General features: G+C 68.8%; 5 protein-coding genes, 1 tRNA gene and 1 rRNA gene. 1 reads left to right on the forward strand and 6 read right to left on the reverse strand.

All coding sequences use genetic code 11. The annotated features are described in order from the left end of the window. Nucleotides 1-235: 235 nt before the first annotated feature. From AC07DF_RS31960 to AC07DF_RS31970, 3 genes are all read right to left on the reverse strand, one after another. On the reverse strand, nucleotides 236-3001 hold the full coding sequence (locus tag AC07DF_RS31960) for a DNA translocase FtsK (RefSeq protein WP_478979220.1): 2766 nt from the start codon (nucleotides 2999-3001) through the stop codon (nucleotides 236-238). A 127-nt stretch (nucleotides 3002-3128) separates the two neighbouring features. After that, nucleotides 3129-3809, reverse strand: a complete 681-nt coding sequence (locus tag AC07DF_RS31965) for a response regulator (RefSeq protein WP_478979223.1) — start codon at nucleotides 3807-3809, stop codon at nucleotides 3129-3131. A 307-nt stretch (nucleotides 3810-4116) separates the two neighbouring features. Beyond that, complete coding sequence (locus AC07DF_RS31970; RefSeq protein WP_478979226.1) at nucleotides 4117-9609, reverse strand: HAMP domain-containing protein; 5493 nt, start codon at nucleotides 9607-9609, stop codon at nucleotides 4117-4119. A 378-nt stretch (nucleotides 9610-9987) separates the two neighbouring features. Between AC07DF_RS31970 and AC07DF_RS31975 the strand changes: the two genes are divergently transcribed. Beyond that, nucleotides 9988-12741, forward strand: a complete 2754-nt coding sequence (locus AC07DF_RS31975; RefSeq protein WP_478979229.1) for a SpoIIE family protein phosphatase — start codon at nucleotides 9988-9990, stop codon at nucleotides 12739-12741. Nucleotides 12742-12784: 43 nt separating this feature from the next. Here the strand turns inward: AC07DF_RS31975 and AC07DF_RS31980 are convergent. From AC07DF_RS31980 to rrf, 3 genes are all read right to left on the reverse strand, one after another. Continuing rightward, nucleotides 12785-12860: transfer RNA gene (locus AC07DF_RS31980), tRNA-Thr, on the reverse strand. Nucleotides 12861-12932: 72 nt separating this feature from the next. Further along, entirely contained in the window at nucleotides 12933-13595 is a 663-nt protein-coding gene (locus AC07DF_RS31985) for a DegT/DnrJ/EryC1/StrS family aminotransferase (RefSeq protein ID WP_382498704.1), read from the reverse strand. Between the two features lie 114 nt (nucleotides 13596-13709). Further along, nucleotides 13710-13801 (reverse strand): 5S ribosomal RNA (rrf, locus tag AC07DF_RS31990); the annotation flags it as partial.

A 13801-nucleotide genomic window follows, 5' to 3' on the forward strand; every position in this document is an offset into this window, starting at 1 on the left:
GTGCTGGAAGTTCAGTCTAGGGGGGGTAGGAAAGGGTGAGGCAACCGGGCGGAGTCACTTTGTACGCCATCGGAATGGCCCGACGTTCCGATGGTGGGGTCGGTGCTTTTCGCCTCCCTCAACTTGACGTACGCCGGAGGGAAACGGTTGCTCGATGATCCCTAACGGGTGAGTCACGATCCGGACACCCGATTGCCGTACACGCCCCGCGAGGCGACCACAGTGTCCCGCTTCCCTACCCTTCAGACTCCCCCCGGATCAGCGCGAGCACGCCATCCAGCTCATCAGGCTTCACAAGAACGTCACGTGCCTTGGAACCCTCGCTCGGTCCGACGATGTTCCGGGACTCCATGAGGTCCATCAGCCGCCCGGCCTTGGCGAAACCGACGCGCAGTTTGCGCTGGAGCATGGACGTCGACCCGAACTGGGTGGAGACGACCAGTTCGGCCGCCTGGCACAGCAGGTCGAGGTCGTCGCCGATGTCCTCGTCGATCTCCTTCTTCTGCTTGGTGCCCACGGTGACGTCGTCCCGGAAGACGGGCGCCATCTGGTCCTTGCAGTGCTGGACGACGCCCGCGATCTCCTCCTCGGTCACGAAGGCGCCCTGCATACGGGTCGGCTTGCTGGCTCCCATCGGCAGGAACAGCCCGTCGCCCTTGCCGATGAGCTTCTCGGCGCCCGCCTGGTCGAGGATGACGCGCGAGTCGGCCAGCGACGAGGTGGCGAAGGCGAGCCGCGACGGCACGTTCGCCTTGATCAGACCGGTGACGACATCGACCGACGGCCGCTGCGTGGCGAGCACCAGGTGGATGCCGGCCGCGCGCGCGAGCTGGGTGATACGCACGATCGCGTCCTCGACGTCCCGCGGCGCGACCATCATCAGGTCGGCCAGCTCGTCGACGATGACCAGCAGGTACGGGTACGGCTGGAGCTCCCGTTCACTGCCCTCCGGCGGCTTGACCTTGCCCTCGCGCACGGCACGGTTGAAGTCGTCGATGTGCCGGTATCCGTAGGCCGCCAGGTCGTCGTAGCGCAGGTCCATCTCGCGTACGACCCACTGCAGCGCCTCGGCGGCCCGCTTGGGGTTGGTGATGATCGGCGTGATCAGGTGCGGGATGCCCTCGTAGGCCGTCAGCTCGACCCGCTTGGGGTCGACGAGGATCATCCGCACGTCCTCGGGGGTCGCCCGCATCATGATCGAGGTGATCAGGCAGTTGATGCAGGACGACTTGCCGGAGCCGGTGGCGCCGGCGACCAGCATGTGCGGCATCTTCGCCAGTGAGTGCATGACGAACCCGCCCTCGACGTCCTTGCCGAAGGCGACCAGCATCGGGTCGTCGTCCTCCGCGGACTCCGCCAGACGGAGTACGTCGCCGAGGTTGACCATCTCCCGGTCGGTGTTCGGGATCTCGATACCGACCGCGGACTTGCCGGGGATCGGGCTGATGATCCGCACGTCCGGGGAGGCGACGGCGTAGGCGATGTTCTTTGTCAGCGCGGTGATCCGCTCGACCTTCACGGCGGGGCCGAGCTCGACCTCGTAGCGCGTGACCGTCGGGCCGCGGGTGAAGCCGGTGACGCTCGCGTCCACCTTGAACTCGGTGAAGACGGTGGTCAGCGACTCGACAACAGCGTCGTTGGCGGCGCTGCGGGCCTTGCCCGGGCCGCCGCGCTCCAGCAGGTCGAGCGACGGCAGGGAGTACGTGATGTCGCCGGAGAGCTGCAACTGCTCCGCACGCGGCGGCAGGTCGCGGGGCTCGGAGGGCGGAGCCTTGGTGAGGTCCCGCACGCCCGCCTTCGGCTTCTCCTGCTCGGACTTGTCCTGCTTGAGCTTGTCCTGCTTGGGCCTGGCCTTGTCCTGCTCGGGGCGTGCGGCCGGGACGGGCGTCGGCGTGGTCGCCTCGCGGTCCCCGACCGTCACACCCTGGGTGAGGTCGGCGACGATCGGCGAGGGCGGCATCCCGTGCATGACGGCACCGTCGAGCGCGGCGGCGGCCGCGGCGGCGACGTCCACGGCGTCCATGGGCCGGTTCATGTCCGGCTGCGGCACGGCGGACCGCCGGGGGCGGCCGCGGCGCCGGGAGAGGGCCTCCTGCTCGGCGCTGTCGGGGTCGTACTGCGCGGGCGCCGGTGTGCGCCTGCCGCGCGGCCGGGCGGGCAGCGCCTCCCGCCACTGCTCCTCGTAGCGCTCGTCGTCCTCGCCGAACTCGTCGAACTCGTCCTCGGCCGGGTCGCGGACGATCCCGAGCCGCACCCCGAGCAGCCTCAGCCGCTGTGGGATGGCGTTGACCGGAGTGGCCGTGACGACCAGCAGCCCGAAGATCGTCAGCAGCACGAGCAGCGGTACGGCGAGCACATGGCCCATGGCGTACGACAGGGGCGTCGCCATGGCCCAGCCGATGAGCCCGCCGGCGTCCCTTATGGCCTGCATGCCGGCGCCGCGCGCGGGTGAGCCGCAGGCGATGTGGACCTGGCCGAGCACGCCGATGACGAGCGCGGACAGACCGATGACGATGCGTCCGTTGGCCTCGGGCTGCTCCGGGTGGCGGATGAACCGCACGGCGATGACGGCGAGCAGTATCGGCACCAGCAGGTCGAGCCGGCCGAAGGCGCCGGTCACCAGGATCTCGACCAGATCGCCCACGGGGCCCTTCAGATCGGCCCAGGTGCCCGCGGCGACGATCAGCGCGATGCCGAGCAGCAGCAGCGCGACACCGTCCTTGCGATGCGCCGGGTCGAGGTTCTTGGCGCCCTGCCCTATGCCGCGGAACACGGCACCGACGGCGTGCGCGACGCCGAGCCACACGGCGCGCACGAGCCGGTAGATGCCTCCGGTCGGGCTGGGTGCCGGTTTGGGCGCGGGCTTCTTCGCCGCGGCCTTCTTGGCGGGCGCCTTCTTCGCGGGAGCCTTTTTGGCAGCGGCCTTCTTCGCCGGAGCCTTCGCTGAAGCGGCCGCCTTCTTCGCGGGCGGCTTCTTGGCTGCGGAGGAACGTGAGGCCATGGGTGTGAGGTTACCGGTGGAGACGGCAGGGGACACGTGTGCCTACGGCTTCACCCGTTCGTGTCGCTCTGGGAGAGGCGCGAAACTGACGCGCGTTCATGGACGGGCAACCACGCCCGCCCGCGCGTCAGTTCTGCGAGGACACCGACGAGGTGCTTCCGGTGCCCGGCTCCAGCGCGTCCAGCGCCCGCCGCAACCCCGTGAGCTTGCGCTCCAGATGAGCCGCCGTGGCCACCGCGGCGGCGTCCGTCGACTCGTCATTCAGCTGCTTGGTCAGCGCCTCGGCCTGCTCCTCGACGGCCGCGAGGCGCGCCGAGAGCTCAGCGAGCAGCCCGGCCGACTCCTTGGCCTCGCCGTCCGCGCTCTTGTCGCCGCCCTCCAACTGGAGCCGCAGCAGCGACGCCTGCTCACGCAGCTGGCAGTTCTTCATGTACAGCTCGACGAAGACGGAGACCTTCGCGCGCAGCACCCACGGGTCGAACGGCTTGGAGATGTAGTCGACCGCGCCCGCCGCGTAACCCCGGAAGGTGTGGTGCGGGCCGTGGTTGATCGCCGTGAGGAAGATGATCGGGATGTCCCGGGTCCGCTCACGACGCTTGATGTGCGCAGCTGTCTCGAAGCCGTCCATCCCCGGCATCTGGACGTCCAGCAGAATGACCGCGAAGTCGTCCGTGAGCAGCGCTTTGAGTGCTTCCTCCCCGGACGATGCCCGCACCAGCGTCTGATCGAGCGCAGAGAGGATCGCCTCCAGCGCCAGCAGATTCTCCGGCCGGTCATCGACCAGGAGGATCTTGGCCTTCTGCACCATGGCCCGCCCTCCTCGCCCCGGCGTGGGGCCTCCCCTGTCCGCAGGACCTGGGGACGCACCGGTGGGTGCCGCCCCAGGGGACGACTCCCTTACGTCGCCCGTCCTTGTGCCGGTCATCGTAGCCGCACCCTGCCTGTCGCCACACCCTGTCACCGTGATGTCACTGTGCACGTAGCGGAAACGCAGCAGGAGACCAGAAGGTTCCCCAGATCTTGTACTTCTACACGACTATGCGCACATCGAGTCGGCAACTCCGCGTGAACACCGAACCTTCCCGCCATGGTTGCGCAACGACCCAGCGTTCCCCTCATTCCCCTCGCATCCACTGATCCATCACCGCGAGCAGATGATCGGGGTCGACCGGCTTGGTGACGTAGTCCGAAGCACCCGACTCGATCGCCTTCTCCCGGTCGCCCTTCATGGCCTTCGCGGTCAGCGCGATGATCGGCAGCCCGGCGAACTGCGGCATCCTGCGGATCGCCGTCGTCGTCGCGTACCCGTCCATCTCGGGCATCATGATGTCCATCAGGACGACCGCCACATCGTCGTGCTGCTCCAGCACCTCGATGCCCTCACGGCCGTTCTCGGCGTACAGCACCGACAGACCGTGCTGCTCCAGGACGCTGGTCAGGGCGAAGACGTTGCGGATGTCGTCATCGACGATCAGGACCTTCTGGCCGCCGAACCGGATGCCGCGCTGCGGCTTGGGCAGCACCTCCGGCTCGGCGGGCGTCCACTGCTCCGGCTGCGCGGGGCGCGGCAGCTCGGGCATCCTGCGGCGCCGCCGGAACAGGGCGGCCGGTCCGTTCTGCGTGTCGCGGTACGACTTCACCTCGGCCGGCGTGTCGACCTCCGCCTCGGACAGCTCCGACAGGTCGGACGACGACGTCACCAGGTCACCGGCCTCCAGGGCGGGCAGCTGCTGCTGGTAGCCCTGTGGCGGCAGTTCACTGGGGTGCAGCGGCAGGTACAGCGTGAACGTCGAGCCGCGGCCCGTCTCGCTCTGCGCGTAAATCTCACCGCCGAGCAGCTGGGCGATCTCCCGCGAGATGGACAGCCCGAGGCCCGTACCGCCGTACTTGCGGCTGGTCGTGCCGTCGGCCTGCTTGAACGCCTCGAAGATCACCCTCATCTTGCTGGAGGCGATGCCGATCCCGGTGTCCGTCACGGAGAACGCGATCAGCTCGGCGTCCGGGTCGGTCAGCGACCCGGTCTCCAGCAGCTGCTCCCGGATCCGCTGCGGCACGTCGTCCCGCGCCGGCCTGATGACCAGCTCCACCGACCCCGAATCGGTGAACTTCACCGCGTTCGACAGCAGGTTGCGCAACACCTGCAGCAGCCGCTGCTCGTCGGTGTGCAGCGTGGCGGGCAGCTCCGGCGAGACCCGCACGGACAGGTCCAGGCCCTTCTCCGCGGTCAGCGGGCGGAACGTGGCCTCCACGTAGTCCACGAGTTGCACGAGCGCGATACGCGTCGGGGAGACGTCCATCTTGCCCGCCTCGACCTTCGACAGGTCGAGGATGTCGTTGATGAGCTGGAGCAGGTCGGAACCGGCCCCGTGGATGGTCTCGGCGAACTCGACCTGCTTCGGGGAGAGGTTCCCCTCGGCGTTGTCGGCGAGCAGCTTGGCCAGGATCAGCAGCGAGTTGAGCGGCGTGCGCAGCTCGTGCGACATGTTCGCCAGGAACTCGCTCTTGTAGCGCATCGACACCGCGAGCTGCTCGGCGCGCTCCTCCAGGACCTGCCGCGCCTCCTCGATCTCGGTGTTCTTCACCTCGATGTCGCGGTTCTGCTGGGCCAGCAGCTCGGCCTTCTCCTCCAGTTCGGCGTTGGACGCCTGGAGGGCCTTCTGCCGCTGCTCCAACTCCGCCGACCGCTCCCGCAGTTGCTCGGTCAGCTCCTGCGACTGCGCCAGCAGCAGCTCGGTCTTGGTGTTGACGGAGATGGTGTTGACGCTCGTCGCGATCATCTCGGCGATCTGGTTGAGGAAATCCTTCTGGATCTGCGTAAAGGGAGTGAAGGAGGCCAACTCGATGACCCCGAGCACCTTGCCCTCGAACAGCACCGGCAGCACGATCACCTGCGCCGGCGGGGCCTCACCAAGCCCCGAGGAAATCCTCAGGTAGCCACTGGGCGCGTTCTCCACGAGGATCGTGCGCTTTTCCGTCGCGGCCGTCCCGATGAGCGCCTCACCGGGCTGGAACGACGTCGGCATGGACCCCATCGAGTAGCCGTACGAGCCGAGCATGCGCAGCTCGTACTGGTCGTCGCCCGCGGCGTTCTTGTCCTCGCCGTCGACGAGCGGCATCGCCAGGAAGAACGCGCCGTGCTGCGCGGAGACGACCGGCGTCAGCTCGCTCATGATCAGCGAGGCCACGTCCTCCAGGTCGCGCCGGCCCTGCATCAACGCCGAGATCCGGGCCAGGTTGCCCTTGAGCCAGTCCTGCTCCTTGTTGGCGATCGTGGTGTCGCGCAGGTTGGCGATCATCTTGTTGATGTAGTCCTGGAGCTCCTGGATCTCCCCGGACGCGTCCACGTCGATCTTCAGATTCAGATCACCACGGGTCACCGCGGTCGCCACGCGCGCGATGGCACGCACCTGCCGGGTCAGGTTCCCGGCCATCTCGTTCACGGACTCGGTCAGGTCGCGCCACGTCCCGTCGACGTCACGCACGCGTGCCTGCCCGCCGAGCTGCCCTTCCGTACCCACCTCGCGGGCGACCCGGGTGACCTCCTCGGCGAAGGAGGACAGCTGGTCGACCATCGTGTTGATGGTCGTCTTCAGCTCCAGGATCTCGCCGCGCGCGTCGATGTCGATCTTCTTCGTCAGGTCACCCTTGGCGATGGCCGTGGTCACCATGGCGATGTTGCGCACCTGGCCGGTCAGGTTGGAGGCCATGCCGTTCACGGACTCGGTGAGGTCCTTCCACGTACCGGCCACACCCGGCACATGCGCCTGCCCGCCGAGGATGCCGTCCGTGCCCACCTCACGGGCCACCTTGGTGACCTGCTCGGCGAACGAACTCAGCGTCTTCACCATCGTGTTGATGGTGTCGGCGAGCTGCGCGACCTCACCGCGCGCCTCGATGGTGACCTGCCGTGTCAGGTCACCGTTGGCGACGGCCGCCGAGACCTGGGAGATGTTCCGCACCTGTGTGGTGAGGTTCTTGGCCATCAGGTTGACGTTGTCGCTCAGGTCCTTCCAGATGCCCGTGACACCCGGCACGTGCGCCTGTCCGCCCAGGATGCCCTCCGTGCCCACCTCACGGGCCACCCGGGTCACCTGCTCGGCGAAGGAGGACAGCTGGTCGACCATCGTGTTGACGGTCGTGACGAGCTCGAGGATCTCGCCCTTGGCGTCGACGGTGATCTTCTTCGACAGATCGCCCCGGGCGACCGCGGTCGTGACCTCGGCGATGTTGCGCACCTGGATGGTCAGGTTGTTCGCCATGCCGTTCACGGACTGGGTGAGGTCCTTCCAGGTGCCGGAGACACCCTGCACCTCGGCCTGACCACCCAGGATGCCCTCCGTACCCACCTCACGGGCCACACGCGTGACCTCCTCGGCGAAGGACGAGAGCTGGTCCACCATCGTGTTCAGGGTGTTCTTCAGCTCCAGGATCTCCCCGCGCGCGTCCACGGTGATCTTCTGGGACAGGTCACCCCGGGCCACCGCCGTGGCCACCTGCGCGATGTTGCGCACCTGGCCGGTCAGGTTGGACGCCATGCCGTTCACCGAGTCGGTCAGGTCGCGCCACACACCCGCGACGCCGGGCACCTGCGCCTGCCCGCCCAGCCGGCCGTCCGTACCCACCTCACGCGCGACCCGGGTCACCTGGTCGGCGAAGGCCGAGAGCTGGTCGACCATCGTGTTGATGGTGTTCTTCAGCTCGAGGATCTCCCCGCGCGCGTCGACGTCGATCTTCTGCGACAGATCGCCGCGAGCGACGGCCGTCGTCACCTGAGCGATGTTGCGCACCTGGGAGGTGAGGTTGCCGGCCATCGAGTTGACGGAGTCGGTGAGCTCCTTCCACGTGCCCGACACGCCGTCCACCTGGGCCTGACCGCCCAGGCGGCCCTCCGTACCCACGTCCCGGGCCATCCGGGTCACCTGGTCGGCGAAGGACGACAGCTGGTCCACCATCGTGTTCACGGTGTTCTTCAGCTTGAGCATCTCGCCGGAGACGTCGACCGTGACCTTCTGCGACAGGTCACCGTTCGCGACCGCCGTCGTCACCTGCGCGATGTTCCTCACCTGTCCGGTGAGGTTCCGGAACGCCGTGTTGACGGAGTCCGTCAGGTCCTTCCACGTACCGGCCGCGCCCGGCACCTGCGCCTGACCGCCCAGCTCACCCTCGACACCGACCTCCCGGGCCACGCGCGTGACCTCGGCACCGAACGCGGACAGCTGGTCCACCATCCCGTTGACGGTGTTCTTCAGCTCCAGCATCTCGCCGGCCACATCGACGGTGACCTTCTGCGACAGATCGCCGTTGGCCACCGCCGTCGTCACGGCGGCGATGTCCCGCACCTGGGTGGTCAGGTTCCGGAAGACGGTGTTGACGGAGTCCGTGAGGTCCTTCCAGGTCCCCGCCGCGCCCGGCACGTTCGCCTGTCCGCCGAGCTGCCCCTCGGCCCCCACCTCGTTGGCCACGCGTGTGACCTCGTCGGCGAAGATCCGCAGCGTCTCGGTCATCTGGTTGATCGTGTCGGCGAGCTGCGCGACCTCACCGCGCGCCTGCACCGTCACCTTGCGCGACAGGTCACCGTTGGCGACCGCCGTCGTGACCTCCGCGATCCCGCGCACCTGGGCCGTGAGGTTCCCGGCCATGGTGTTCACCGAATCGGTGAGTTCCTTCCACACACCGGCGACCCCGGGCACCTGCGCCTGACCGCCCAGCGCGCCCTCCGTGCCCACCTCACGGGCCACCCGGGTCACCTCGGAGGAGAACGCCGACAGCTGATCCACCATCGTGTTGACGGTGTTCTTCAGCTCCAGCATCTCGCCGGCCACCTGGACCGTGACCTTCCGGGACAGATCACCCTTGGCGACTGCCGTCGTCACCAGCGCGATGTCCCTCACCTGGGCCGTCAGCCGGTACGCCATCGTGTTGACGGAGTCCGTCAGGTCCCGCCAGGAACCCGACATGCCGCGCACCCGGGCCTGCCCGCCCAGCTTGCCCTCGGTGCCCACCTCACTGGCCACACGCGTGACCTCGTCGGTGAACGTCGACAGCTGGTCGACCAGGTTGTTGACCGTCCGCCCGACCTTCAGGAACTCACCGCGCAGCGGATGCCCGTTCCCGTCCGGAGCCTGTGTCCGCAATTCCATACGCGGTGACAGATCACCCTCGGCCACCGCGGACAGCACCCGGCTGACCTCGGAAACCGGCCGCACCAGGTCGTCCACCAGGGCGTTCGAGTTGTCGATCGCCGTCGACCACGAGCCCTCGCAGGCCCCGGTCTCCAGCCGCTCGGTGAGCTTGCCCTCACGCCCCACCATCCGCCGCACCCGGGCCATCTCGCCCGTCAGATGCAGATTCCGGTCGGCCACTTCGTTGAAGACGGCCGCGATCTCGGCCATCACGCCGTCGCCGGACACCGTGAGCCGCTTGCGGAAGTTGCCGTCCCGCATCGACACCAGGGCCGCCATCAGACGGTTCAGGGCCGCCGTATCCACTTCGGTGGTGCCATTGCGCGCTTTGCCCTGGTTACCTGGGGACTGTTTGCCCTGGTTGCTCGGGGACTGTCCGCCTTTCGCGCGCGTCTTCGTTCCACGCGTCGCTGCGCCAGACTCCACTGTGTCCCTCCCGCAGGGGTCGACCGTCACTGCTGTGCTCGGGTACCGCGCTCGGCGTACCAGTTACTACTGCGTATTCTCTGCCCTGCATATCAGGCGCTTGCCAGAGGGCTGCTGCCCGCCGTACGCCCTGGGCACTCAGCCTGCCCGGACCTTCACAAGAAGCTTGCCCAGTGTTTCACCCTGGCCGAACCAGGCCATAACAGTTCGGCAGCTTCGCACATCGTCCGCACACCCTCCGGACGGAAACACTGCAGACCGGCACCCGAATGGACCGCGAAGGTAAGTAACCTTGCATCCGGCTGTCCAGCCGCGCCGGTCCGTCCGGCCTGGGCGGTGGCACGAAGACGAGCGGGCATCGGAGGGGCGGCCGCACACATGACCACCGGACTGATCCCGGGGGGACAGCCCCCGGACCCCCGGCCGACGGGCAGCCTGCCGCAACAGCGGCGCGAGCCGGTCGGCCACGCAGCCCAGCACGTCGAGAACCGGTCAAGGAGTTCTGTGATCACCGCGCGCGCGGCCGCCAGTTTCGAGCCCGTCGGGCGCTCGGTCGCGAGCGCCCGCTCCTTCGTTCGCGACACCCTCCAGGGATGGGGCTTCGCCGACATCGTCGACGACGCCGTGGTTCTCACGAGCGAACTGGTGACCAACGCCGTGGTCCACGCCGGCACCTCCGCCGAGCTGCTGTGCCTGCGCAGTGACGAGGGCGTGCGCATCGAGGTGGCCGACCGGTACCCCGAGCGGGAGATCCCGCTCCAGGCCACGGCCATCAACATGGGCAGCCCCGACCGCGAAGGCGGCCGCGGACTCCAGCTCTGCGCGGCCCTCGCCGGCCACTGGGGCGTCGAGTACACCCCCACGCACAAAACCGTCTGGTTCCAACTCGACCTGCCCGCCCGCGCCGTCGGCACCCGAGCGGCCGGACCGGCCCTCCCCGCCGACCTCCTCCCCCTCGCCGACGGCCGGGTCCGCGTCGCCGTCGTCCAGATCGACCGCACCGGCCACATCACCGCCTGGAGCGAGGACGCCGAGGAACTCTTCGGCTACCCGGCCGAGCAGGTCACCGGCAAGCCTCTGACCGACCTCGCGGCCTGGCCGCACACCCCGGGCACCAGCACCGGCATCGCCGAGGCGCTCCAGCTCTCCCGCTGGGAGGGCAGCTACGGCATCCGCGCCTCCAGCGGCCGCGTCACCCCGGTCTACGCCTCCCACCTGCGGGTCCGCGACACCGGCGGCGAGCCGTCAACCGTGTGCCTCCTGGTACGGGATCACGAACGGGCAGTTCTGCAGACTCCCCTGCGCGGCGCCGCCTCCGACACCTCCACCACATCTGAGGGCCAGAGCACCGACCCCTTCGAGGTGTTCATCGGTTACCCCGCCCCGGACGACCTGGACGGCCTCCTGCAGCGCACGGTGGAACGCGCACGCGACATGCTCGACGGCGACTCCGCGTTCCTCCTGCTGGCCACCGACGACGAGACGGAACTGGAAGTTCGCGCCTCCACGGGCCTGCCCTCCGCCCGCCAGCGCTTCGCCCGCGTCCCGGTCGAGGCAGGCTCCGGCCGCTACGGGTCCGCCCGCATGCCGGCCGTCCACGACGACCTGACGGCGGTTCCCGGCGCGGTACCGCTGCTGAACGGCACGGGCATGCGCTCGGTCGTCACGGTCCCCCTGAAGGTCGAGGGCCGCCTCACCGGCTCCCTGGGCGTCGCCGCCGAGGCCTCCGGCAGATACTCCAACGAGGAAGCCCTGCGCCTCCAGTTCGCCGCCGACCGCATCGCCCTCGCCGTCGAATCGGCCCGCCTGGGTGAACTGGAGCGCCTGCGCCGCGGCTCCCTGAACTTCCTGGTCGAGGCATCCGACCTGCTAGCCGGGACCCTGGACCGCGACCAGACGCTCGCCCTCATGGCCCAGATGACGGTCCCCACCCTCGCCACCTGGTGTGCCGTCTACACGATCGCCCACCAGGCCTCCGAGCCCTACCTCTCCTACGTCCTGCACGAGGACGAGGAACTCATCGACGGCATCAAGTCCCTGCTGTCGAAGGTCCCCCCGCCCGACCCGGTCCCCACCCCCGGCGCCCGCGTGTGGACGGCCCCCGGCGAGGTGGCGCACCAGGCGGCCCTGCGCAGCTCCATGCGCAGCCTCGGCCTCAGCGGCAGCCCAACCCGCCAGGTCACCCCCGGCATCGGCCCCACCCTCGCGACGGCCTCCGCCGTCGGCGGCGAGACCGTGGTCCTCCCGCTGGTCGCCCGCAACCGCGTCATCGGCATGCTGACCCTCGGCAAGCCCACCGACGAACATTTCCGCCAGGAGATCCTGGAACTCGCCGAGGACCTCTCCCGCCGAGCCGCCCTGGCCCTGGACAACGCCCGCCTCTACTCGGAGCGCACGGCGATCAGCCAGTCCCTCCAGCGCAGCCTCCTGCCCCCGGAGCTCCCCGTGATCGAGGGCGTCGAGGTCGAGGTCATCTACCGCGCCGCCGGCGAGGGCAACGAGGTGGGCGGCGACTTCTACGACGTCTTCCCCATCCGCGACGGCGCCTACGGCTTCGCCATCGGCGACGTCTGCGGTACGGGCCCGAACGCGGCGGCGGTCACCGGCCTGGCCCGCCACGCCCTGCGCCTCCTGGCCCGCGAGGGCCTCAGCGGCCCGGCGGTCCTGGAACGCCTCAACTCCGCGATCCTCGACGAAGGCGCCCGCAGCCGCTTCCTCACCCTCCTCTACGGCGAGATGCGGCCCCAGGAGGACGGCAGCGCGGAGCTGAAGGTCGTCTGCGCCGGCCACCCGCTCCCGCTGCGCCTGCGCCAGGACGGCTCGGTCGAACCGGCAGCCGAACCCCAGCCGCTCCTCGGCGTCATCGAGGACCTGGAGCTCTACGAGCAGACGGTCACCCTCGACCCGGGCGATGTCCTCCTGTGCGTGACGGACGGCGTCACCGAACGCCGCGAAGGCGCCCGCATGCTGGGCGACGACGGTCTCGCCGACGTCCTCACGACCTGCACGGGCCTGACGGCCGGAGCGGTCGCGGCCCGCATCATGCGCGCGGTGGAACGCTTCGCGTCGGACGCCCCGTCGGACGACATGGCGATCCTGGCCATGCGCGTCCCGGGCCTGCACAAGGACTAGGACATGCGAAAGGCCCCACCCGTATGGGTGGGGCCTTTTCTGCTGGAGCCCCCAAGCGGAATCGAACCGCTGACCTTCTCCTTACCATGGAGACGCTCTACCGACTGAGCTATAGGGGCCTGTCGCGTTGCGGTTTCCCGCGCGGCAACGGAATAGATCATACCCCGAACAGACCCGTGCTCCCAACCACGTCAGAAGGCGGGCTGCAGCAGCCCTCCAAGGGCGTTGCAGGCAGAGACGATCCGCTGCATGTCCCGCTTGGTCAGCGTCGCGTCGACCGGCAGCGCAAGCGTCTCGTCAGCAGCTCGCTCCGTCTCCGGGAGAGAAACACACCGCCGGAATTCGGGCAGCCGATGCACTGGGGTCTTCACCGGCACCCGGCATTCAACTCCCTTGGCCCGCACGGCCCGCGCGAAGGCGTCCCGGTCCGGTCGCCCGTTGCCCGGGACCCGCACGACGTACTGCTGATAGGTGTGCCCGTCACCGTCGTCCGGCGTCCGCACGCCCCTCAGCTTCGCGTCGAGGTAGCCCGCACGCTCCCTGCGCTGAGCTATCTCGTCGTACGGCGCCTCGGACTCTCCCTGCTCCAGCACGAGCAGTCCGTGCCGCGCTCCCAAGGTGTGCAACCGCGCGAGATCGGCGAGCCGCCCGAAGCGGTGTACGACAACTACGGCCGCGGTGCGCGGAGTTACCGCCGCTTCCACAGCGACGGCGTCGAGGCAGTAGGTGACGGGATCTATGTCGGCGAACACCGGCATCGCTCCGGCCATGGCAACGGCCTCGGCGACCTCGACGTTCCCGAAGGCCGGCACGACGACCTCGTCACCGAGTCCGACTCCGGCGGCCCTGAGCATTGCAGCAGTACCCATGCTTTGGATGCTGAGCGCGCAACGTGAACTTCAAGTGACGCGCAACAAAAAAGGGTTGGTCCCGTAACCGAAGTTACGGGACCAACCCATTCAATGATTGTTCGGCGGCGTCCTACTCTCCCACAGGGTCCCCCCTGCAGTACCATCGGCGCTGAAAGGCTTAGCTTCCGGGTTCGGAATGTAACCGGGCG

Source organism: Streptomyces sp. NPDC044719 (genome assembly GCF_056433405.1).

Excerpts from the sequence above, each read along its gene's own strand:
- AC07DF_RS31975 (WP_478979229.1), top strand. The coding sequence starts at position 9,988 with ATGACCACCGGACTGATCCCGGGGGGACAGCCCCCGGACCCCCGGCCG.
- AC07DF_RS31985 (WP_382498704.1), bottom strand. The coding sequence starts at position 13,595 with ATGCTCAGGGCCGCCGGAGTCGGACTCGGTGACGAGGTCGTCGTGCCG.
- AC07DF_RS31960 (WP_478979220.1), bottom strand. The coding sequence starts at position 3,001 with ATGGCCTCACGTTCCTCCGCAGCCAAGAAGCCGCCCGCGAAGAAGGCG.
- AC07DF_RS31965 (WP_478979223.1), bottom strand. The coding sequence starts at position 3,809 with ATGGTGCAGAAGGCCAAGATCCTCCTGGTCGATGACCGGCCGGAGAAT.